This is a genomic window from Terrirhizobium terrae (assembly GCF_030323265.1).
Taxonomy (GTDB): Bacteria; Pseudomonadota; Alphaproteobacteria; order Rhizobiales; family Rhizobiaceae; genus Neorhizobium.
Window position 1 is genome coordinate 749,309 of the sequence record NZ_CP104990.1, and the last position, 20,748, is coordinate 770,056.

Below are 20,748 nucleotides of genomic sequence, written 5' to 3' on the forward strand. Positions count from 1 at the left end.
CTGTTTGCATTGAGGGTCGCCGCTTCGGGGCATTCTAGCGGGAACCGAGCCAAGCAAAAAGCTCATGTCGGTCGGCCGCCCGAAGAAATAGCCATGCCCGGAAAATCTCCGGGCATGATGCATCTATCTGTTATGGCCTGCCAACAACTGTTCAGTCAGCGGCGATCGCCGGGCTGAAACGGATGAGGCTGAGGATCTCGAACAGCATCTGTGCGCCGGCATGAGCGGTATTGGTGGTCGCATCATATTGCGGCGCCACTTCCACGACGTCGCCGCCGACGAAGTTCAGGCCCTTCAGGCCGTGCAGAATGTCGAGTGCCTGCCGGCTGGTCAGGCCGCCGATCTCCGGCGTGCCGGTTCCCGGCGCAAAGGCCGGATCGAGGCTGTCGATATCGAAGGAGAGATATGTCGGGCCGTCGCCCACCACCTCGCGCGCCTTTGCGATCACGGCCTCGATGCCCATCTTGCCGATCTCTTCGGCATGGATCACCGTCATGCCGCTCTCGTAGGAGAATTCCCAGAGATATTCGGCGGCACCGCGAATGCCGATCTGGATCACGCGGGTGGGGTCCAGCACGCCGTCGAGCACCGCGTTGCGGAACGGGCCGCCATGGTGGAACTTGGTGAGGTCGTAGGCGCCGCCGGTGTCGCAATGGGCGTCGATATGGATCATGCCGACCGGCTTGCCCTTGCCCACGGCCTTCAGGATCGGATGGGTGATCGAATGGTCGCCACCGACCGAAAGCGGAATGACGCCGGCATCGACGACCTGGTTGAGGCGTTTTTCGATATCCTCGTGGCTCATCTCCAGCCGGTAGCGGCTGCGGAAGGCCACGTCGCCGATATCTGCCACCTTGATCTCGAAGGTCGGCGCGGTCTTCAGGACGTGATTATACGGCCCGACGCGCTCGATGGTGCGCACGGCGCGGGGTCCGAAGCGCGAACCGGGACGGTTGGTCACGCCGAGATCCATCGGTATGCCGATCAAGGCCACCTGCAGGTCGCCGAAATCCGGGTTCTCCGTGTCAACGGTCAGCAGCGGTGCGTCGAGAAAGGTCGGGACGCCTGCATAGGGCGCGGCGCGTGTGCCGCTCGCCGAAAAGATGCGATCGGCAACGGCACGAAATTCCGGGTCGTGAATACTGCCGCCATGGCCCTCGCCATATTTTGCCCGCAGCCCTTCCAGCTTGTTCTTGTCGAATGTCATGTCCGTCTGTACCCGTTCTGCTTAGAGCAGTTCCAGCAAAAGTGCGAAGCGGTTTTGCGTCCGAAACTGCGTCAAATCAAAGAGATAGAGTGGTTTCGCGATTCGAAGAAAAGCGGAACTGCTCTAGGTGTGTGTATTCAGGCTTTCGTGCGCGCCGCTTCCAGCGCTTCGAAATGGTCGGCAATCTCTTCGCCCGTTGCAATCCAGACATCGGATTTTGCCTGCACATGCTTGAGGAAATCGCGCAGCAGGTGCCAGCGCATCGGCCGGCCGGAGACCTGCGGATGCAGCACCAGCGTCGTGACGCCGCCCCAGGCATGGGTCGCCTCGAACTCGTCAATCCACATCTGCAGCACGGCCTCGCGCCCGAAGATCGGCCGGGAACTCGTGCGGCTGGTCATGCCGAAATTCCAGTCGTCGAAGGTGAAGTTGACCGGGATCTCGATCAGTCCCCGTTCGCCGCCATGATCTGCATGGCGATACGGCAGGATGTCGTCGCGGAAGGAGCTGGAATAGCGCATGCCGGATTTGGAGAGGTGGGCCAGCAATTCCGGGAAATTCTCGCCGGATGGAGCGCGATAGCCGATCGGCCGCAGGCCGAGCGCCTGTTTCAGCGCCTCATATCCGCGGTCAATCTCCTCGAAGGCCTCTTCCAGCCTGTCGCGATCCGGAAGCTTGTGCAGGTAACCGTGATGGCCGATTTCGTGGCCGGCCTTGAGGATCGCCTCGCATTGCGCCGGATGCGCCAGCGCCGTCCAGCCGGGAATGAAGAAGGTTGCCGGCAGCGAAAGCTCGTCCATCAGCTCGACGATCTTCGCAATGCCGACGCGGGCATCGTAGCCGCCATGGGAGGTCGTCACCATGCGGTCGACATTGGACGGATTGTTGCCGATCCAGGCAGTCTCGGCATCGACGTCGAAACCGATGAAGAGCGCGCTCTTGGCGCCATTCGGCCAGGTCATCGGCGGTGTCGCTGGTGCTGGATTGAGCGGGCGGGGAGAAAGGTCATAGGCCATGAGAGGCATCCCGATAATTCAATAGCTGGAACCGGGCCATCGGGAGTGATGGCCCGGTATCCGGAAGCAGGACGGGAGTGGTCCGCCAACCTGCCGGCCGATCGTATATCGCCGACAGATACCCCGCCTTGCGGGATATCTTACTTCACGATTTCGCCATTGATGTAGATGCCGTCGAGCGCTGCGGCTTCGAGATTCCATTTGGCGAGGATCGTCTTGTATTCGCCGCTGGCCATCAGGGCCTTCATGGCCGCGATATAGGCGTCACGCAGCTCGGTGTCCTTCTTGGCAAAGCCGATGCCCTGGTAGACGGCGGTAAAGGGCTTGCCGATCGCGACATAGGCGTCCTTTTCCAGGTTCATCAGGTAGGGAACGGTTTCCGAACCCTGGACGGCGGCGTCGACGCGGCCCTGCTTCAGCTGGGTGCGGGCATCGGCCGAACCTTCGGTGCCGACGACCTTGATGGCCGGCAGGCCCTTGGCTTCGCAGTTGGCCGCGCTCCACTTCGCGGTTTCATCCGGGAAGGAGGTGCGGCGGCTCATGCCGACCGACTTGCCGCAGAGGTCGGTCTCGGTCTTCAGCTCGTCCTTGCGGGCAGCGACGGTGTAGAACTGGGCGCCGGACTTCATGTAGTCGACGAAATCGAGGGTCTCGCGGCGCTTCTCGAGGTCGCTCATGCCCGAATGGATGAGGTCGACGCGGCCGGTGGTGACGGAAGGCACCATCTGCTCGAAGCCGATGTCGGACCACTCGACGGTGGTGCCGAGCTGCTTGGCGAGCGCCAGGCCGAGGTCGATATCGAGGCCCATCAGCGTGTTGGTCGCTGGGTCCTTGTATTCCATCGGCGGGTAGTTCGGCGTATTGGCGACGACGACCTTGCCGGCCGACTTGATGCGCTCCGGCAGGCCTTCGGCATGGACGGCCGTCGAGGCCAGGATTGCCGTCAGGGCAATGAGAGCAGTTTTCATGAAAGTTCCCCTTTTCGCGGTTGGCTGTATTGATGTCTCTGTTGGGTTTCCAGACCGGCACATGCGCCGGCCCGATCATGTCAGGCGTGGACGGCCTTGATGAATTCGGCGGTGCGCGCGCTCTTCGGCGCGCTCAGCACTTCCGAGGCCGGTCCCGTCTCCACCACCTTGCCGGCCTCCATGAAGGTGACGGTATTGGCGACGTTGCGGGCAAAGCCGAGTTCGTGGGTGACGACGATCATGGTCATGCCGGAGGCCGCCAGATCCTTCATCACGTCGAGCACTTCCGAAACCAGTTCGGGGTCGAGCGCCGAAGTCGGCTCGTCGAACAGGATGAGGTCCGGCTGCATGCCCATGGCGCGGGCGATCGCGACACGCTGCTGCTGGCCGCCGGATAGCTCTGAAGGGTAGTGATTGGCCTTGTCGCCGAGGCCGACGCGGGCCAGAAGCGCAAGCGCCTCCTCGCGGGCCTTGGCCGACGGATGGCCGAGAACCTGGATAGGCCCTTCCATCACGTTCTCGACCGCCGTCAGGTGCGGGAAGAGGTTGAAGCGCTGGAACACCATGCCGATGCGACGGCGCTGGCGGGAGATTTCCTTGTCGCTCAGCTCATGCAGGTTGTCGCCTTCGCGACGATAGCCCATCAGCTCGTCATTGACCCAGATGGCGCCTTCGTCCATCCGTTCCAAAAGGTTGATGCAGCGCAGGAACGTGCTCTTGCCGGAGCCGGAAGGCCCGATGATGCAGGCAACTTCGCCGCGTCTGACTTCCATGCCGACCTTGTCGAGCGCCTTGAACGCCTCGAAGCTCTTGGTGACGTCGATCGCCTTGACCAGAATATCCTTTGTCATGTCCAACCTCACATCGACGCTCTGATGGATTTCGATCCGCGGCCATAATAGCGCTCGATGCGCTGTTGGATGACGGACAGAACGGACACCACGACGAGATACCAGAAGCTTGCTACCAGCAGCAGTTCGAGAACGCGGGTGTTGGCATAGTAGATGACCTGCGCATTGTGCAGGATTTCGGAAAACTGGATGACGCTGGCAAGCGAAGTGAGCTTGACCATGCCGATCACCTCGTTGCCGACCGGCGGCACCATGACGCGCATGGCCTGCGGCAGAACGATGCGGCGCAGCATCTTCATCTGCGTCATGCCGATCGTGCGGGCCGCCTCATACTGGCCGGCATCGACCGACAGAAGGCCGCTTCGCACCACTTCCGACGTGTAGGCACCCTGCTGGATGCCGAGGCCGAGCATGGCGGCGACGAAGGGCGTCATGACGTCGACGGTGCGGAATTCGAACAGGCCGGGAATGCCGAGCGTCGGGAAGATCAGCGCGAGATTGAACCAGATCATCAGCTGCAGCAGCGCCGGCGCGCCGCGAAAGAGCCAGAGATAGACGATCGCGATCCACGACAGGACGGGATTGCCGGAAATGCGCATGATGGCGACGACGACACCGAGCACGATGCCGATCGCCATGGCGGCGATCGTCATGACCAGCGTGTTGACGAGGCCTTCGAGAATGACCGGCGCGAACAGGAAGTCCCCGACATAGGACCACTCGATCTGGCCGACGCTGAAGGCCCGCACGAGGGCGGCGAGCAGCAGAATCACGATGGCCGCCGCGATCGTGCGTCCGATATGGCGCTTCGGCACGAGCTTCAGATGGGCGATCTCGTATTTCTGTTCGAGCGTGGTGGGCGAAGTTTCGGCCGTGCTCATCGGGTACCTCGGGAAAGTTCAGACGAAGCCGCAGTACTTGCCGGCAGTATCTCGACCGTAGCAAAACGCGCCTTGCCTTCAAGGGCGGCGTTGAAGCGCTCGATCTGTTCGCGCACGCGGGCCGGCGAGGTCGAGCCATAGCCGGTGCGGCTGGCCAACGCGCCTTCGAGTGTGATGGCATCGAGCACGCCGGGCTTCAGGCGGTCGTCGATCTTCGGCAGATCTTCTGCGGTGAGGCCGGCGAGATCATGGCCGCGCTCCTCGCAATAGCGGACCACGGCACCGGTGATCTCATGCGCCTGGGCAAAGGGCACGCCCTCGGAAACCAGCCAATCCGCCACTTCGGTCGCGAGCGTGAAGCCCTTGGGCGCTTCTTCGCGCAGCTTCGCGACATCGAATTCCAGCGTCTCGACCATGCCGGCAAAGGCCGGCAGGATCAGTTCGAGCACGTCGATGCTTTCGAACAGCACGCGCTTGTCTTCCGCGAGGTCGCGGTTATAGGCGAGCGGCATGGCCTTCATCGTGGCGAGGAAGCCGGTGACGTTGCCGATCAGCGTGCCGGTCATGCCGCGCGTCAGTTCGGCGATGTCCGGGTTCTTCTTCTGCGGCATGATGGAGGAGCCGGTCGAATAGCTGTCATGCAGCTTGACCCAACTGAATTGCTTGGAGGCCCAGATGCAGATTTCTTCTGCAAGGCGCGACAGACTGACCGTCGCCAGCGAGCAGATGAACAGGAATTCGGCGACATGATCGCGGGCCGAAACGGCGTCGATCGAGTTTTCGCAGGCTGCCGAGTAACCGAGTTCGACGGCGGAAAGGTCCGGCCGGCAGGCAATGCCGGAGCCAGCGAGAGCTGCTGCGCCAAGCGGCGAACGGTCGAAGCGGCGGTCGAATTCCTCGAAGCGTTCAAGGTCGCGCAGCAGGCTCTGCGCATGCGCCATCAGGTGATGGCCGAGCACGATCGGCTGTGCCGGCTGCAGGTGGGTGAAGCCCGGCATGACCGTTTCGACATGCCTGGCGGACTGCGCGACGAGCGCCTTTTCGACCTCGATGATGCCGCGCGAGAGCTCGCGGGCCATGCGGCGCAGGTAGAGGCGGGTATTGTTCGACGTCTGGTCGTTGCGTGACCGGCCGGCGCGCAGCTTGCCGCCGAGCGTGCCGAGGCGCTGCATCAGCAGGCGCTCGATGAAGGTGTGGATGTCCTCGTCGGAGGCGATCGGCTGCTCGCGCTTCTCGGCGATATCGGCCTCGATCTCGTCGAGCGCATCGCGGATCGTGGCGAATTCCGCCTCATCCAGCACGCCGGCACGCTTCAGTTCGGACGCATGAGCGCGGGAACCGGCCAGATCTTCGCGGTAAAGACGGAAATAGGAAGGATGTGCGCGGGAGAGATTGGCAAGCGCTTCGGATGGGCCGGACTTGAAACGTCCACCCCAGAGCTGTGTCGGCTCCGACATATGTGTTCCCTTGTTTGTCGTAAATTTAGGCAAAGATTTCACGTGGCCGCATTTGCGGCAAACGAAGAAAATGACTTGGACTATGACGAAAACGACTAGCCATATGATCGTGTGTCGCTTAGTCTTGATCGGACTAATGTTCCGCGTGAGTTTGAAGTGTCGGGTCGCAAACAATTTCCGTCGATGACGGCGCTGCAGGTCTTGCTGGCCGTCGCCGAGCGCGGCTCGACAAGTGCAGCCGCCGAACCCGTATCCCTGTCGCAGAGTGCCGTCAGCAAGCAGTTGCTGGGACTGGAAGAGCTGATCGGCGGCCCAGCCTTCCTTCGGACCCCGAACGGAATGGTGCCGACGGAACTCGGCGCCATCTACATCGAGCACGCACGCACCGCGATCAAGGCGATGGAGGATGCGGCGCTGAAGGTGGCGCGGTTGAAGCCCGGCCCGCGCGTGCTGCGCCTGCAGGTGCCGCCGATCTTCGGCGACCGCTGGCTTCTGCCGCGTTTCGCGCAGTTCACCGAGGCCCATCCGGAGATCGAGGTCCAGTTCACCACCTTCGTCTCCAAGACGCAGACGGAAGTCCCCGACGGCATGGTGCGCTTCGTGGTGAAGCCGGTAGACGACGAGCAGGGCGACTATCTGTTCGGCCACGATATCCGGCTCGTCAGCGCGCCGTCCTATTGGGAGAAGATCGGCGAACCGGCCTCGATCGAAGCGGCGTCGAAGGGCGTGATGCTTGAACATCCGCAGACGCCCTTCCATTGGCCCTTCTTCGCAGCTTTCCATGGTGAACCCACGCTTGCGGCACGGCACACGATGCGTTTCGGCTATTACACCATGGTGATCCGAGCCGCACTCGCAGGCCAAGGCATGGCATTGATCCCGCATGGCCTTATTGTCGAGGAACTCGCCACGGGTCGCCTCGTCAATCCGGCAGGTCTCGGATATCGCAGCGACCACGGCTACTGGTTCACCCGGCCGCGCAATCTGCCCTTGAGCCAGTCGATGACCCTGTTCAAGCGATGGATTCACACGGAAGCAGGATCCGTGCGGGACTAGACTGCTATCGTCGCAGCTCGTCAGTTTTCGTCCTATCTCTCGTCGCGCCGATCGGCGGCACTCGCAACGTTTCTTAATGCGATGACATCTCCATCGTCCGCCATATCGCTACGGTCGGATCCGGATCATCCGCATGGGCAGTTGGCTCGCGGATCAAACGGAAGGTCGTTTCATGGGTGGTTTCTCCCGATCAGTTTTGTCTCCATTGCGTTCCGTCGTCGCCCTAGTCTTAAGCTCGTTTCTGCTCTGGCTCGTCTTGTTCGCCGCCGCCCGCGGGCAGGAACAGATGCCGGTGACGGTGGTCGTGGCACGACAGGCGGCCGTGGCTGAAAAGATCCCGGTCGTTGGCTCGCTGGCTGCAAAGGAGGAGGTCGAAGTCCATCCTCTCATCGAAGGGCGGGCGATCGAAAAGATCCTCGTCGAGGTCGGTCAGCGGGTTGAGAAGGGGCAGCCGCTCGCGCTTATCGAGAAGACCGAAGCGCTGATGCTTCTCGACAAGAATGCCGTCAGCATCCTGCGCGCCAGGGCTGCCATGCAGGTGGAGGCGAGCAGGCTCGACGTCGCATCGGTCACCGAGGCGCAGGCGCGCCGGGTGCTCGAACGCAGCCGCGCCTTGCAGCCGAGGGGAGTGGTCTCACAACAGCTTCTCGATGAACATGAGAACGCGCATGCCCGCGCGCTCGCCGAACTTGGTCTCGCGCGCCAGTCCGTGGCACTTGCCGAAGCCGACATGGAACTCGTCGCCCGCGAAAGGCGCGAGATCGAACTGACGATCGAGCGCAGCACGGTGCGAGCACCCGAGGCGGGTCTGGTGCTGCGAAGAGCCGCGCGCGTCGGCGCCATGACGTCTGCATCGACAGTGCCTCTCTTCGTCATCGCCAGAGAGGCAGTCGTCGAATTCGTCGCGCAGGTGACGGAGACCAGTTTCCTGAGGATCGGCGAGGGTATGCGCGCGGAGATTGCTCTCTCTGGTTACGAAGGCTCGCTCGGCGGCACCGTGCGGATGAACGCGGCCGGTCTCGATGCTGCGACGCGAAGCGGCGAGGTGCGTGTCGAGCTCGACGATATTGCAGGATTGAAGCCCGGCGCCTTCGCGCGCGGCAGCATCAATGCGTCGGCGCGGCGCAATATCCTGCTTCCCGGCAGCGCGGTAAAGACCGCCGGCGGCCGCAGCAACGTTTTCGTCGTCCGAGACGGTGTGATCGACCTGAGGCAGGTGACGATCGGCGCACGCCAGGAAGGCTTGGTCGAGATCGTCGACGGCGTCAGTGATGGCGAAATGGTCGTGCTGAAATCCGGCGGTTTCCTGAAGGCAGAGGACAAGGTCAAACCGGTCGTCGCCGCCTCCGGTCGCCCTCCCATGGATCATATCGCCGCCTTCACCATGGAAGAGCGCGAGGTCGCGCGATGAACGCCAATATATCCGCCTGGGCGATCCGCAATCCCCTCCCATCCGTGCTCCTGTTCGTTCTCCTGACGGTTGCCGGGCTCTACAGCTTTGCCCGCCTGCCCATCACCTATTTCCCGACCATCATCACGCCGACGGTCAAGGTGACGGTCGAACAGGCCGGCGCCACGCCGGTCGAACTCGAGACCGAAGTGACGCGGCTCGTGGAGAACGCGATCGCCTCGCTTCCGGCCATCAAGGAACTGTCCTCGACCATCGGGGAGGGGCGGTCGGTCACGACGGTGGAGTTCGAGCTCGGCCTCGTGTCACCTGACCGGGCCATGGCGGATGTACGCGATGCCGTCACCCGCATTCGCGGTGATCTGCCGGGCACGATCGACGAGCCGGTCATCGAGCGGATCGAGGAAGAAGCGCAATCCGTCGTCACCTATGCGGTGGCCAGCCAGGACATGACGGTGGCGGAACTCTCCTGGTTCGTCGACGACACCGTGACTCGTGACCTGCAGGGCCTTTCGGGCGTGGGCCGCGTCGATCGGATCGGTGGCGCTGACCGGGAAATACACGTGGAACTCGATGCGGACCGGCTGCAGGCGCTTTCCTTGTCCGCGGCTTCGGTCAACTCGACGATCGTCGAGACACAGCTCGACCGTTCGGGCGGGCGCAGCGATGTGGAGGGCGGCGAGCAGGTCCTGACGACCGTCGCCGCAGCAGCTACGGTTGAAGAACTTGGTGCCCGGCGCCTGTCACTGTCCGGCGAGAATTCCGTGCGTTTGGAAGACATCGCCCGCGTGCGTGACACTGTTGCCGAACCGAGGGCATTCGCAACCCTGAACGGTGCGGATATCGTCGGTTTTGCCGTCTACCGCTCCCAGGGGGCAAGCGACGTTTCGGTGGCGGCGGCTGTCGCGGAAACTGTGGCGAAGCTGCAGACCGCGCATCCGGATCTCCGTTTCGGTCTCGTCGACGACAGTGTTTCCTATACGGCCGGCAACTATCATTCGGCGATGAACACGCTGCTCGAAGGCGCTGCTCTGTCGATCGTCGTGGTCTTCCTCTTTTGCGCGACTGGCGCGCGACCATGGTCGCTGCCGTCGCCCTGCCGTTGTCGATCATCCCGACCTTCTTCGCGCTCGACCTGCTCGGCTTCTCGTTGAATATCCTCAGCCTCCTGGCCATCACGCTGGTTACCGGCATCCTGGTCGACGACGCGATCGTCGAGATCGAGAATGTCGTGCGCCACCGCAACATGGGAAAGTCGGCCTACCGAGCCGCGCTCGATGCTTCCGACGAGATCGGCCTTGCGGTCATCGCCATTTCCGCAACGATCATCGCGGTCTTCGCACCGGTTGGGCTGATGAGCGGCGTTGTCGGGCTCTATTTCCGGGAATTCGGCCTGACCGTGGCGGTCGCAGTATTCTTTTCCTGCTGGTTGCGCGTCTGATCACCCCGATCATGGCGGCCTATCTGATGACGGGATCTCTTCCGGCGGAGGCGAGAAAAGGCAGGCTTGCAGTCGCTTACGAAGCTTTCCTGCGAATGACATTACGCTGGCGCTGGGTTACGGCAGCATTCGCAATCGGCCTCTTCGCCGCTGCCATCGTCTCATTGACGTCAATCCCCACTACGTTTCTGCCGGAAGAGGATACAGGACGGTTGGCGCTGACGGTGGAACTGCCGCCCGGTTCCACGCTCGATGACACCCGCGGCGTGACGGACGGCATTGCTGCCATCATCGGCAAATTCGACGAGGTCGATGGCGTCCTGGTTCGCGCCGGCTCAAGCATGACCGGCCGGCAGGACGTACGCTACGCGGTCGTCTCGATCGATCTCAGCCACAAGAGCGAGCGGGCTCGCTCTTCCTTCGCGATCGAGGCCGAACTCGGAAAAGCGCTCGCGGATATTCCCGATGCACGCCTGCGCTTCCTCAATGATCGCGGCAGTCGCGACCTATCCTTTTCCGTGCTCGGCAACGATGGCGAGGCCGTTCAGCAGGTAACCGATCGTATCCTGCGCGAGATGGCTAAGGATGGCAGCTTCGTCGATCCGGCCAGCGACAACCTTGCCCTTCGCCCCGAACTGCGCATGACGGTCGATACCGACAAAGCCGCGACGCTTGGTGTTTCCACAGCAGATATCGCAAGCACAATGCGCATATCGACAATCGGCGACGTGGATTCCGCCTTGCAAATCTCATCGAGGGCTCCCGGCAGATCCCGATCCGGGTCCTCCTCGACCGCGCGGCGCGGGGAGGTTGCCGATTTTCGAGACGCTGAGCGTGCCGACCAGCGCAGGCGGCCAGGTTCCGCTCGCGGCGGTTGCCAAGATTGACTTCGACGAGACCGTTGCCGCGATTGATCGCTTCGATCGGCAGCGGCGGATCGAGATCGGCGCCGACATGGCGGATGGGCTGACCTCCGGCCAGGGGCTGGCACGGCTCCAGCAATTGGAGAGCGTCCGGAACCTGCCCGATGGCGTGCGGGTACAGGCGACCGGCGATTCCGACACCGAAGGCGAAGTTTTCGAAAGCTTCGCCGTGGCCATGGGCGCTGGGATCATGCTCGTCTTCATCGTGCTGATCCTGCTGTTCAGAAGCGTCCTGTCGCCCGTCACCATCCTCGCCTCGCTACCGCTTTCCATCGGCGGCGTGGTTGCAGCCCTTCTCCTCAGCGGTCACGCCATCTCACTGCCGGTCGTCATCGGCATCCTGATGCTGATGGGCATAGTGACGAAGAACGCCATCATGCTGGTAGATTTCGCGATCGAGAGGGAGGCGCATGGCCTCTCCCGTATCGAAGCCGTCGTCGAGGCGTGCCTGGAGCGGGCGCGGCCGATCCTGATGACGACGCTTGCCATGGCCGGCGGCATGCTGCCATCCGCCTTCGGCGTGGGAGATGGCGGCGAGTTCCGGGCGCCGATGGCGATCGCCGTCATCGGCGGGCTCCTGGTCTCCACCATCCTGTCGCTGATCGTCATCCCGTCGCTGCATCTTATCATCTCCGGCTTCGGCGACCGCGCCGGCCGCCTCTTCCGGCCTTTCCTCCAGTCGGCTGAAGCGGGTCCTGACCAGGCCCGGTGATTGCGCGCTGCTGCCCCCTAATCGCACAGCGGCGCGGATGGCGGAGCCGGCCAATAAGGTGGAAGTCACTTGGCCGGCTCCGTCACATTTCTCAGTCCGGTTTAACAGGATGCAACATATCATTAAGCCGGAACGCCCGGCGGCGTGGGAAGAACGGACATGTTTCCTTCCCCACGAGGCTTCGAACCATCATGAACAATGCCGGCGTACCCTTTCTGCAGCTCTACCGCATCAACGCTCTACGGGCGCTGGGCGGTCTCGCCTTCTGCCTGCTCGCGGTAACCTCCGCGCCGCCGGTGCTGCCACTGGTGAACATCGTCTTCGACGTTATCGGCACGCTGGCGATCTTCGTGGCGATTGCCGGGCGCGGATGGTCGCTCTTCTATATCGGCGGGCGCAAGAATTCCGAACTGGTGACCGTCGGCCCCTATTCGATCACACGCAACCCGCTCTATTTCTTCAGCCTGATCGGCATTGCCGGCCTCGGCGCGCAGACCGGCAGCCTCTTGTCGATGGCACTGTTCGTGCTTACCGCCTATCTCGCCTTCGATATGGCGATGCGCGGCGAGGAGACCTATCTCGCCAGCCGGTACGGCACAGGGTTTGAGGATTATCGGAACAGGGTGCCGCGCTTCTGGCCGGATCTCTCGCTTTGGCAGGAATGCGAGGACGTGCCGTTGCGTTCGTCGGGCGCGATTGGGAGCCTCAGGGACGGGCTAGTGTTTCTCGGCGCCTGGATCGCCATCGATCTCATCAAGCTCGGTCAGGATGAGGGCATTCTGCCCGTCATATGGACGATGCCGGTCTGACCTTGATCAGGCACCCTTCCCAAGCCTCGCAACAAAACTTAATAAAGCGAAACATTTGCAGCCGGCGCGGCATGCCATGCACGCTCCAAGGCAAGCGAGCCAGGGCAAGTTAGGGTGACGACCGTGCAGGGAAATACTGCCAGTGCGAAAATTCTGATCGTTGAGGACGATCCCGAGATCGGCAAGCTACTGGCGCTTGCGGTGCAGGAAAACGGCATGATCCCCACCGTCGCGGAAGACGGTCAGATCATGAACGCCTTGCTGCGCAGCAACGAATTCGATCTCATCATCCTTGATGTCATGCTGCCCGGCGAGGACGGCCTCAGCATCTGCCGGCGCATCCGCTCGGAAAAGACGACGCCGATCATTCTCCTGACGGCACTCGGCGAGGAGATCGACCGCATCGTCGGCCTGGAAGTCGGTGCCGACGATTACGTCACCAAGCCCTTCAGCCCGCGCGAGGTGGTCGCCCGCATCCGCAGTCTTCTGCGGCGAGCCTCCTATGGGCTGGCGCATACGACGGTGCAGCGCAAGCTGCGTTTCGAAGGCTGGCAGATCGACCCGCTCCGGCGGCAATTGCACGACCCCAGCAATGCCCGCGTGGCGGTGACGACGACGGAATTCGACCTGCTCCTCGCCTTCTGCCGCAATCCTGGGCGTGTCATCACGCGCGAGGAGCTTCTCTCGCTCACCCATACGGGGCTCGCCGGGCCGATCGAGCGCAGCGTCGACGTGCATATCAGCCGCCTGCGCCAGAAGATCGAGGCGGACCCGAAGAACCCGGTGTTGCTGCAAACCGTGAGGTTGGGCGGCTACATGTTCACCGCCGGCGTCGAGCACGGCTGACCCCAAACAGAAAAGCCGGGCGATCGCCCGGCCTTTTTTCATCATTTCTACTGGTTCAGAACTTGTAGCCGACGAACAGCGACGTCGAGGGCTGCAGCTTCTCTTCCACGATCGGGCTGTCGGCCGCGTCGCCGGTCAGGATGCCGAGGCTTGCCTCACCACGCACGAGCCAGTTCTCGCTCAGCATGTAGGTGGCCGATGCCGAGACGTTGACGCGCTTGAAGCCGGCCTCGGCCTTGTATTCGGGAAGGCCGGACCGTGCTGCCTGGGCGGCGTTGACGCCGAAATAGGCTTCCATGTGCTTGTCGTTGGCAATCACCGCCTCGACGCCCGCACCAAGGATCAGCCGCTCGGTCACCGGTGCCTGATATTCGGCGCCGATCGTGCCGATCAGGCTCTCGCTGCCATCGATCGTCTGGTCGATCGTGGCGTAAACCTCGAAACCGTTCCAGCTATAGGAGGCCTTCGCGCCGACCGTCGCCGCGAAGTCGATGTCACCGAGACCGTCGAGGCGATCTGCATCATCCTCGTCCCGGCCGCCTTCATAGCCGACCTTTGCGGCCAGCGCGAAGCCGTCGCGGCGAAAGGGCGTGATGGTTACCCCGGTAGGGTCGATCTCAAGCCATTCTCCATAGGTGAAGACCACGATCGGGACGGGCTGCACTTCAAAATCGTCGCCGCCCTCATATTCGGGTTCGTAGATTGCGCCGGCACCGAGGATCAGGCTCCAGTTTTTCTCGGGCTTCTCGTCCTTGAAGCGTTCCTGATCGAAAGGCGGCTCCGGCGATTGGTCGGAGAGGCTCGCATCGGCGGCAAGCGCATGGGCGCCCGTGCCAATCAGCACGAGCGAGACGTGTAGGGCACTTGCAAGAAGTCGCCGTTCGGTCCGTTGGGTAGAAGACATGGGTGCTCCAGTGATTTGACACGGGGCGCCGCCAGGAAAAGCGGGCCGTGCTTGCAACACGTCCCTCCTGTCATGAAGAGAACCGGCACTGGATGTATTTGTGTTACGCATTGTTGCAGGAGGTTGACCGCGGCGAAATTCCGCGCCTTTTCCGCAGGATCGACACAAAACTTAATGTTCAATTTTGCCGCTGACCGCTATCTTCGGTACGCGACACCGATGTCCGCACATCGTTCTTGCGCAGAACGGGCCATGGCCTGAGGAGGCATCTTGCTATTTCGCTTGTCCCGTTGGGGCTCGACCATCCACGGCCAGATCACCGCCGTCATCCTGGCGTGTTTGGTGATCGCCTTCGTCATAGGCTCGACATTGGAGAGCTGGGTCAGGGACGAATATGACACGCCCGACCTGGAGGGCATGTCAGCGCGTATTTCGGCGATCGCGCTCACCCTGGCGGCTGCGACGCCTGCCGAGCGTGATCTCATCGTCGCCGCCGCCAATCGCAACGGTCAGGGCCTTGAACTGCGTCCGATCTCCTATTTCGACGATGTCACCACCTCTTCTCCGGACGAGCCGTTCATGCAGAGGATAATCGATCAACTGCTGCCGCCGGAAGACCGCCCGATTCCATTCGGCGGATGGAGAACCTTTGTCGACGGCAAGCGCGTTCTTGCCGCGCAGGTGGACGACAAGACGCTGCTTGTCACCGAACTGTTGCCGGAAAGCTTCCTGCGCAGCGACGCGCTGAGATTCGGGTCGAATTATCTGGTGGCGACGGCCACGCTGATCATCTTGTTTTCCGTCTTCGCCGTATGGGCACTCACCAGCCCGCTGCGCGGCATCGCATCCGCTGCCCAGAAGGCCGATATTTCCGTCGGACCGGCCTTGTTCGAAGAGCGTGGCAGCGTCGAGATCGTAGCGCTGGCGCGTGCCTTGAACGGCATGCAGCGCCGCATCTCGACCATGGTTGAATCCCGCACGCGCATGCTGCGCGGCATCAGCCATGACCTGAGAACGCCGCTAACGCGGCTCAGGCTCCGGGCTGATCGTGTCGAGGATGGCGAGGTGCGCGAAGCACTGCTGACCGACATCGAGCGCATCGACCGCCTGCTCAAGGAAAGCCTGAGCTATCTTCGCGACAACCACCAGAGCGAGGCAGCGCAAAGGGTCGATCTCGCCTCAGTACTGCAGACGATCTGCGACGAGTTCGCCGACATGGGCCATGCCGTCTCCTACCGCGGGCCGTCCCGCATGATCGCCAGCTTCAAGCCGCTGGCACTGATGCGGGCCGTGACCAATCTCTGCGAGAACGCCGTGAAATTCGGCACGCAGGTCGAGGTCGAACTGCGCAACATCGATGGCCATGCGGTCGTCGACGTCATGGATGACGGGCCGGGGATACCCGCGGCGTATCGAAGTCGTGTGCTCGAGCCCTTCTTCAAACTCGATGCGGCGCGAGGTGGGGCGGATTCGGGTTTTGGCCTGGGGCTCTCGATCGTCGCCGAAATCATCCAGGCTCATCATGGAAAGCTTGAATTGCTGGACCGTAATCCGAATGGGCTGATCGCACGGCTCATCATACCCCTGGCGGAGCGCTCAAGGGTGCAATAGCGAGCATCCGATGGCGTCAAGTTCAGCTGAACGACCTTCGGCGGCAAATTTCCTGACGACCGGATCAGCGAGGAGGCCGATGAAGCTGGGATTTGTCCGATCATACCCAATTTGGCGGGTAGACACGGAATTTTGCGCAGCGTTGCGGTTGCCAAAACGGCGCCAGTGGTTCACCAACAGCGTTTGGTAATAGACCCGACAATGCTCCTGGAGGCCAAACTGAATGCGGATTAGATATGGTTTAGTTGGCGTATTCCTGGCAATCGCGTCACCCGCATATTCGCTGGAAGCTGGATCGCCTCCTGTCTTGTCGCCGCAGCCCCAACAGGCGCAAGCGGCTCAGTTGAGCGAACAGTTCCTGAACCGGTATGCCTACAAACCCGTTCCGCTGAACGATGCCCTGTCGGCAAAGATAATGGACCGGTTCATAAAATCCTTGGATCCAGACCGCAGCTTTTTCCTGCAGGCCGATATCGATACGTTCGCTCCTGACAGCACGGGCATCGACGACGGCATCGCCAGCGAAGACCTGACCATTCCCTTCGCGATTTTCAATGTCTACACACAGCGTGTCGTCGATCGCATGACTTATGCGCGCAGCCTGCTGAAGCAGGGCTTCGACTTCACCGCGAAGGAAAATTACACCCTGTCGGATGATAATACGCCATGGCCGCAATCCGATGCGCAGAACAATGACTTGTGGCGCAAGCGCGTCAAGAACGACTGGCTCCGGCTGAAACTGGCAGGTCAAACCGACGCGCGCATTCGCGATACGCTGGACAAGCGCTATCAGAATATCCTTCAGCGCATTTACAGCTACAAGAGCGATGACGTTTTCCAGTCGTTCATGGCTGCCTACACGACATCCGTCGACCCACATACCGATTATTTCGGTGCCGCAGCTTCTGCCGATTTCGATATTTCAATGAAGCTTTCGCTGGTTGGTATCGGTGCGGTGCTGCAGGAGCGCGATGGATACACGACGATCCGAGAGCTTGTTCCAGGTGGCCCGGCGCAGTCGTCGGGAAAGCTGGCCGTCGGTGACCGCATCATCGGCGTGGGGCAGGGGGAACGTGGCGATATAAAGGAAGTGGTCGGCACCCGGCTCGACGAGGTCGTGCAAATGATCCGTGGCGAAAAGGATTCCATCGTTCGCCTGGACGTCCTGCCGGCAGACGGTGGCGAGAGCGCAAGCCATCGCGTCATCAGCCTCGTGCGAGACAAGATCAGCCTTGAAAAGCAGGCGGCCAAGCAAAATGTCATCTCCGTGGAAGACGGCGGCGTCACCCGCAAGATTGGCGTTATAACCCTGCCGGCTTTTTATGAGGATTTCGAAGCACGGCGGAAAGGCGACAAGGATTACCGCAGCGCAAGCCGCGACGTTGCCAAGCTTCTCGGCGAGCTGAAAAAGCAGAATGTCGACGGTGTTCTGGTCGATCTGCGTGATAACGGCGGCGGTTCTCTGGCAGAATCGATCGACCTGACAGGCTTGTTCGTCGGCAAGGGCCCGGTGGTCCAGCAGCGCGATGCCGAGGGCAAGGTCGAAGTCGAACGTGATGATCTCTCCAAGCCGGTATGGGCGGGACCGGTCGGCGTCCTGATCAACCGCGGTTCCGCGTCGGCCTCCGAGATTTTCGCGGCCGCGATACAGGACTACGGTCGCGGCGTGATCATCGGCGAACCGAGTTTCGGCAAGGGCACAGTTCAAACGGTGATCGATCTCGATGAGGTAGCTCGCAACAGCAAGCCGAAATATGGCCAACTGAAGCTGACGATTGCCCAGTTTTTCCGGATCAACGGCGGTACGACACAGTTGCGAGGCGTAACGCCCGATGTCAGCCTGCCGGGCCTTTCCGATCCCGAGAAGTTCGGCGAGTCGAGCTATGACAATGCACTGCCCTGGACCCAGATCAAGCCCGCGAAATACAAGGCAGTCGGCAATGTCGATGGATTGATACCGCAACTGCAAAGCCTCCACGATGCCCGCGTGAAGAAGGATCAGGACTTCCAGCGTTTCGTCGAAGATGCCACGGAACTGAAATCGCAGCGGGACCGGCTTGTCATCTCCCTCAATGAGACTGATCGTCGGGAAGAGCAGGCGGCCCTGGCAAAAAGGCTCAAGGCGCTCAACGAAGCAGGCGTGACCGGAGACGACGATGGCCTTCAGTCAAACGAGCGTAGCCTGACTGCCGATCTCGCAATCGAAAACGCTCGCAAGAACGCCAAGGACGTGCTGCAAAACGAAGCGGCTTTCATCGTTGCTGATGAGGTAAAACTGCGCGATGCCGGCCAAAGCGCTGGGAAGAAGCAAGCTGGGAACGCCAACGGGGAATAACGCCACCGCAAGACCGGAGCTCCCGATGAAATCCGCTCTTTACGAGTGGACGTGGCGTCGACGCCACAGCTGGAGCCGCGCACAACCGGAAAGGAACGGATTTTCCTGCGGCAGGTAAAACGGGATGAAAGAGTCTAGCAGTATCTCGACGGTAAATTTAATTGCATCAAATGGAAGTGATGCTGTCGGCCTGAATAAAAATGATTGTGTGTCGCATAATATATTTCCGGTTATCAGGTGCGTAGTTAAAATGAAAGTTACTTCGACTTGTCCGATTCTGCTCGCGTTCTAATTGGGTGCGCATCGATATTCGGATAGAAAGCTATTCCACATGGACCAAGATGGGCGTTTCTCTGGTCGCCAGTCTGCCCCTTCCGTGCTTCCGGCCCATGACGCCGTTGCGTCAGTTCCGGCCGACTATTCGGGTATGTCGATAAGATCAAGACGACTTCTGGTTCTTGGTCTCAATGTCTTCACCGTGGCCGCGTTCGGTTATCTGGTCTGGCACGCATTGTCTCCACCGAGCGTGTTCAGCGCCGAAACCATCATGCTGGTCGGGTTTGTTTTAGCTACTCCCTGGACCGTGCTGGGTTTCTGGAATGCGGTGATTGGTGTTTTCCTGCTGCATGGCTTCGGCCAGCCGGCCAAAAGTGTCTATCCCTTTTATCGCGAGGGGCGGGGCATCAGCCCAAATCGCTCGCTTCCCAAACCGCCCTGACTTTCTTTCTGAGAAACGAGGACCCTGCTCCGATCTTCGCAAGGATGGAAGCGGTATCCGCAAGTCTTCGCAGGACCGGCCTCGATCGTCATTTCCGCGTTTTCGTGCTGAGCGACACATCCGACATGCAGATCGCCCATGCAGAAGAGCGATGTTTCGAACTTTTCGCGAGAGCCGTGGAAGGAGCCGGTGGAAATCGGCCTGTCTATCGTCGGCGAACCATCAACGCTGGTTTCAAGGCTGGCAATATCGAAGATTTCCTGACGCAATATGCTCAGGATTACGATTTCTTCCTGCCACTGGACGCAGACAGCGTCATGGCTGGTGACGTGATAGTACGAATGGTAGCCTCGATGGAGAGGCATCCGGAGATCGGTATCCTCCAGAGCCTGGTCGTCGGCGTGCCGGCTGAAAGCGGCTTTGCCCGCATGTTCCAGTTTGGCATGCGACACGGAATGCGTTCCTTCACCATGGGTTCGGCATGGTGGACCGCGGATTGCGGTGCTTATTGGGGGCACAACGCGTTGATACGCACCGGTGCATTCCTGGCTCATTGTCGCCTTCCGGTGCTGCCAGGCGGGCCGCCGCTCGGCGGCCATATCCTTAGCCACGACCAGCTCGAGGCGGCATTCATGCGGCGTGGCGGTTACGAGGTCAGGGTGCTGCCGATTGAAACGCGCAGCTTTGAGGCAAACCCGCCGACCCTTCTCGATTTTGCCAAACGCGATCTTCGATGGTGTCAGGGCAATATGCAGTACTGGCGCTTCCTGTTTGAGCCCGGCCTGAAGGCTATCAGCCGGTTTCAGGTGCTTCAGGCAATCCTGATGTACGTTGCGCCGGCGGCGTGGGTCGCCATGACGTTTGCGACCATCTGGAAGGGCATTACGTCAGGCTTTACTCCAGCAAATGTCGAACTCGGGTTCTGGTTATTCGTCTCGATCTTCTTTTTGTCGATTTCGCCGAAAATTGCGGGTGTTGTCGATGTAGTGCTCACCCGGGGAGCAATGAGGAACTATGGCGGGTCGCTGCGTTTCACCGCTTCTGCCATCGTTGAGATTATTGCTTCCATGCTGATGGCGCCAATCATTGCGGTCTATGTTTCCGTTTTTCTGGTCGGTCTCCTGCTTGGGCGATCCGTTGTCTGGAGTGGCCAGAACCGCGAACGCCTCGGCGTATCGTTTCGTTCGGCCGTAAAGGCGATGGCGGTACAGACACTGATAGGCGTTTCTCTCGCGTTTCTCATCTACCGTTCGGGAGGCGCTATATCACTGCTGTGGGCATGGCCATTTGTTGGTGGGCTCTGCCTTGCAATTCCGTTTGCCATGTTCACTGCCGCGCCGATTTTCGGACGCTCCAGCACACGCCTGGGTCTATTCGCTATCCCTGAGGAACGTTTCCTGCCGCCCGTCTTGAGCCGTATTGTACCTGATGCCGCACGCCGCTGGCGACGTCTGGAACAGGGTGCTGGCCGATCTGCGCGGAGCGAGGATGAATTGTCCCGAAAGATCAGGGCGACAAGCCGAACCTAACGATCAAAACTCTTTTGCAGGGTCGTGAAGCCGTCATGTCCCATCCCATCGGGCACCTGGCGTAGCCAGATGAGAA

The 20,748-nt window shown here is 61.2% G+C and carries 16 protein-coding genes and 1 pseudogene; 10 read left to right on the forward strand and 7 right to left on the reverse strand.

Features of this window, described 5'->3' with window-relative positions; genetic code table 11:
- Positions 1-151 precede the first annotated feature (151 nt).
- The 6 genes from speB to argH form a co-directional block, all read right to left on the reverse strand.
- Positions 152-1,207 (reverse strand): agmatinase, encoded by a 1,056-nt coding sequence (speB, locus tag N7E02_RS03535; RefSeq protein WP_286578083.1) that lies wholly within the window; start codon positions 1,205-1,207, stop codon positions 152-154.
- A gap of 137 nt (positions 1,208-1,344) precedes the next feature.
- Positions 1,345-2,223, reverse strand: coding sequence for a polysaccharide deacetylase family protein (locus N7E02_RS03540; protein ID WP_286578084.1), 879 nt, complete (start codon positions 2,221-2,223; stop codon positions 1,345-1,347).
- 140 nt (positions 2,224-2,363) lie between these two features.
- Positions 2,364-3,191 carry an ABC transporter substrate-binding protein gene (locus N7E02_RS03545; protein ID WP_286578085.1) on the reverse strand — a complete coding sequence of 276 codons (828 nt, stop codon included), beginning with the start codon at positions 3,189-3,191 and terminating at the stop codon, positions 2,364-2,366.
- 80 nt (positions 3,192-3,271) lie between these two features.
- Positions 3,272-4,042: an amino acid ABC transporter ATP-binding protein gene (locus tag N7E02_RS03550; RefSeq protein WP_286578086.1), complete on the reverse strand. Its 771-nt coding sequence runs from the start codon at positions 4,040-4,042 to the stop codon at positions 3,272-3,274.
- An 8-nt stretch (positions 4,043-4,050) separates the two neighbouring features.
- Positions 4,051-4,923 (reverse strand): amino acid ABC transporter permease, encoded by an 873-nt coding sequence (locus tag N7E02_RS03555; protein ID WP_286578087.1) that lies wholly within the window; start codon positions 4,921-4,923, stop codon positions 4,051-4,053.
- A complete protein-coding gene (gene argH, locus N7E02_RS03560) occupies positions 4,920-6,380 on the reverse strand; it encodes an argininosuccinate lyase (protein ID WP_286578088.1) in 1,461 nt (486 codons plus the stop codon). The genes N7E02_RS03555 and argH overlap by 4 nt, the downstream gene beginning before the upstream one ends.
- 183 nt (positions 6,381-6,563) lie before the next feature.
- Between argH and N7E02_RS03565 the strand changes: the two genes are divergently transcribed.
- The 6 genes and pseudogenes from N7E02_RS03565 to N7E02_RS03590 all read left to right on the forward strand — a co-directional run bounded on the left by N7E02_RS03565 (position 6,564) and on the right by N7E02_RS03590 (position 13,575).
- Positions 6,564-7,436: a LysR family transcriptional regulator gene (locus tag N7E02_RS03565; protein ID WP_353622783.1), complete on the forward strand. Its 873-nt coding sequence runs from the start codon at positions 6,564-6,566 to the stop codon at positions 7,434-7,436.
- Between the two features lie 133 nt (positions 7,437-7,569).
- Positions 7,570-8,847, forward strand: coding sequence for an efflux RND transporter periplasmic adaptor subunit (locus N7E02_RS03570; RefSeq protein WP_286578090.1), 1,278 nt, complete (start codon positions 7,570-7,572; stop codon positions 8,845-8,847).
- Positions 8,844-11,172 (forward strand): annotated as a pseudogene (locus tag N7E02_RS03575) (efflux RND transporter permease subunit). Before N7E02_RS03570 ends, N7E02_RS03575 begins: the two are co-directional and overlap by 4 nt.
- The gene (locus N7E02_RS03580) at positions 11,120-11,920 is read left to right on the forward strand and encodes an efflux RND transporter permease subunit (RefSeq protein WP_286578091.1); all 801 of its coding nucleotides are present in this window, start codon (positions 11,120-11,122) and stop codon (positions 11,918-11,920) included. The pseudogene N7E02_RS03575 and the gene N7E02_RS03580 overlap by 53 nt, the downstream one beginning before the upstream one ends.
- 191 nt (positions 11,921-12,111) lie before the next feature.
- A complete protein-coding gene (locus N7E02_RS03585) occupies positions 12,112-12,729 on the forward strand; it encodes a methyltransferase family protein (protein ID WP_286578092.1) in 618 nt (205 codons plus the stop codon).
- 123 nt (positions 12,730-12,852) lie between these two features.
- Entirely contained in the window at positions 12,853-13,575 is a 723-nt protein-coding gene (locus tag N7E02_RS03590) for a response regulator transcription factor (RefSeq protein WP_286578093.1), read from the forward strand.
- A gap of 55 nt (positions 13,576-13,630) precedes the next feature.
- On the opposite strand, the gene N7E02_RS03595 is transcribed toward N7E02_RS03590, so the two are convergent.
- Complete coding sequence (locus N7E02_RS03595; protein WP_286578094.1) at positions 13,631-14,479, reverse strand: MipA/OmpV family protein; 849 nt, start codon at positions 14,477-14,479, stop codon at positions 13,631-13,633.
- Between the two features lie 270 nt (positions 14,480-14,749).
- Between N7E02_RS03595 and N7E02_RS03600 the strand changes: the two genes are divergently transcribed.
- The 4 genes from N7E02_RS03600 (at position 14,750) to mdoH (ending at position 20,672) form a co-directional block, all read left to right on the forward strand.
- Complete coding sequence (locus tag N7E02_RS03600; RefSeq protein ID WP_286578095.1) at positions 14,750-16,090, forward strand: ATP-binding protein; 1,341 nt, start codon at positions 14,750-14,752, stop codon at positions 16,088-16,090.
- Between the two features lie 223 nt (positions 16,091-16,313).
- Positions 16,314-18,425 carry a carboxy terminal-processing peptidase gene (locus N7E02_RS03605; RefSeq protein ID WP_286578096.1) on the forward strand — a complete coding sequence of 704 codons (2,112 nt, stop codon included), beginning with the start codon at positions 16,314-16,316 and terminating at the stop codon, positions 18,423-18,425.
- A 331-nt stretch (positions 18,426-18,756) separates the two neighbouring features.
- Entirely contained in the window at positions 18,757-19,143 is a 387-nt protein-coding gene (locus N7E02_RS03610) for a hypothetical protein (protein ID WP_286578097.1), read from the forward strand.
- A gap of 32 nt (positions 19,144-19,175) precedes the next feature.
- Positions 19,176-20,672 carry a glucans biosynthesis glucosyltransferase MdoH gene (gene mdoH / locus N7E02_RS03615; protein WP_286578426.1) on the forward strand — a complete coding sequence of 499 codons (1,497 nt, stop codon included), beginning with the start codon at positions 19,176-19,178 and terminating at the stop codon, positions 20,670-20,672.
- Positions 20,673-20,748 lie beyond the last annotated feature (76 nt).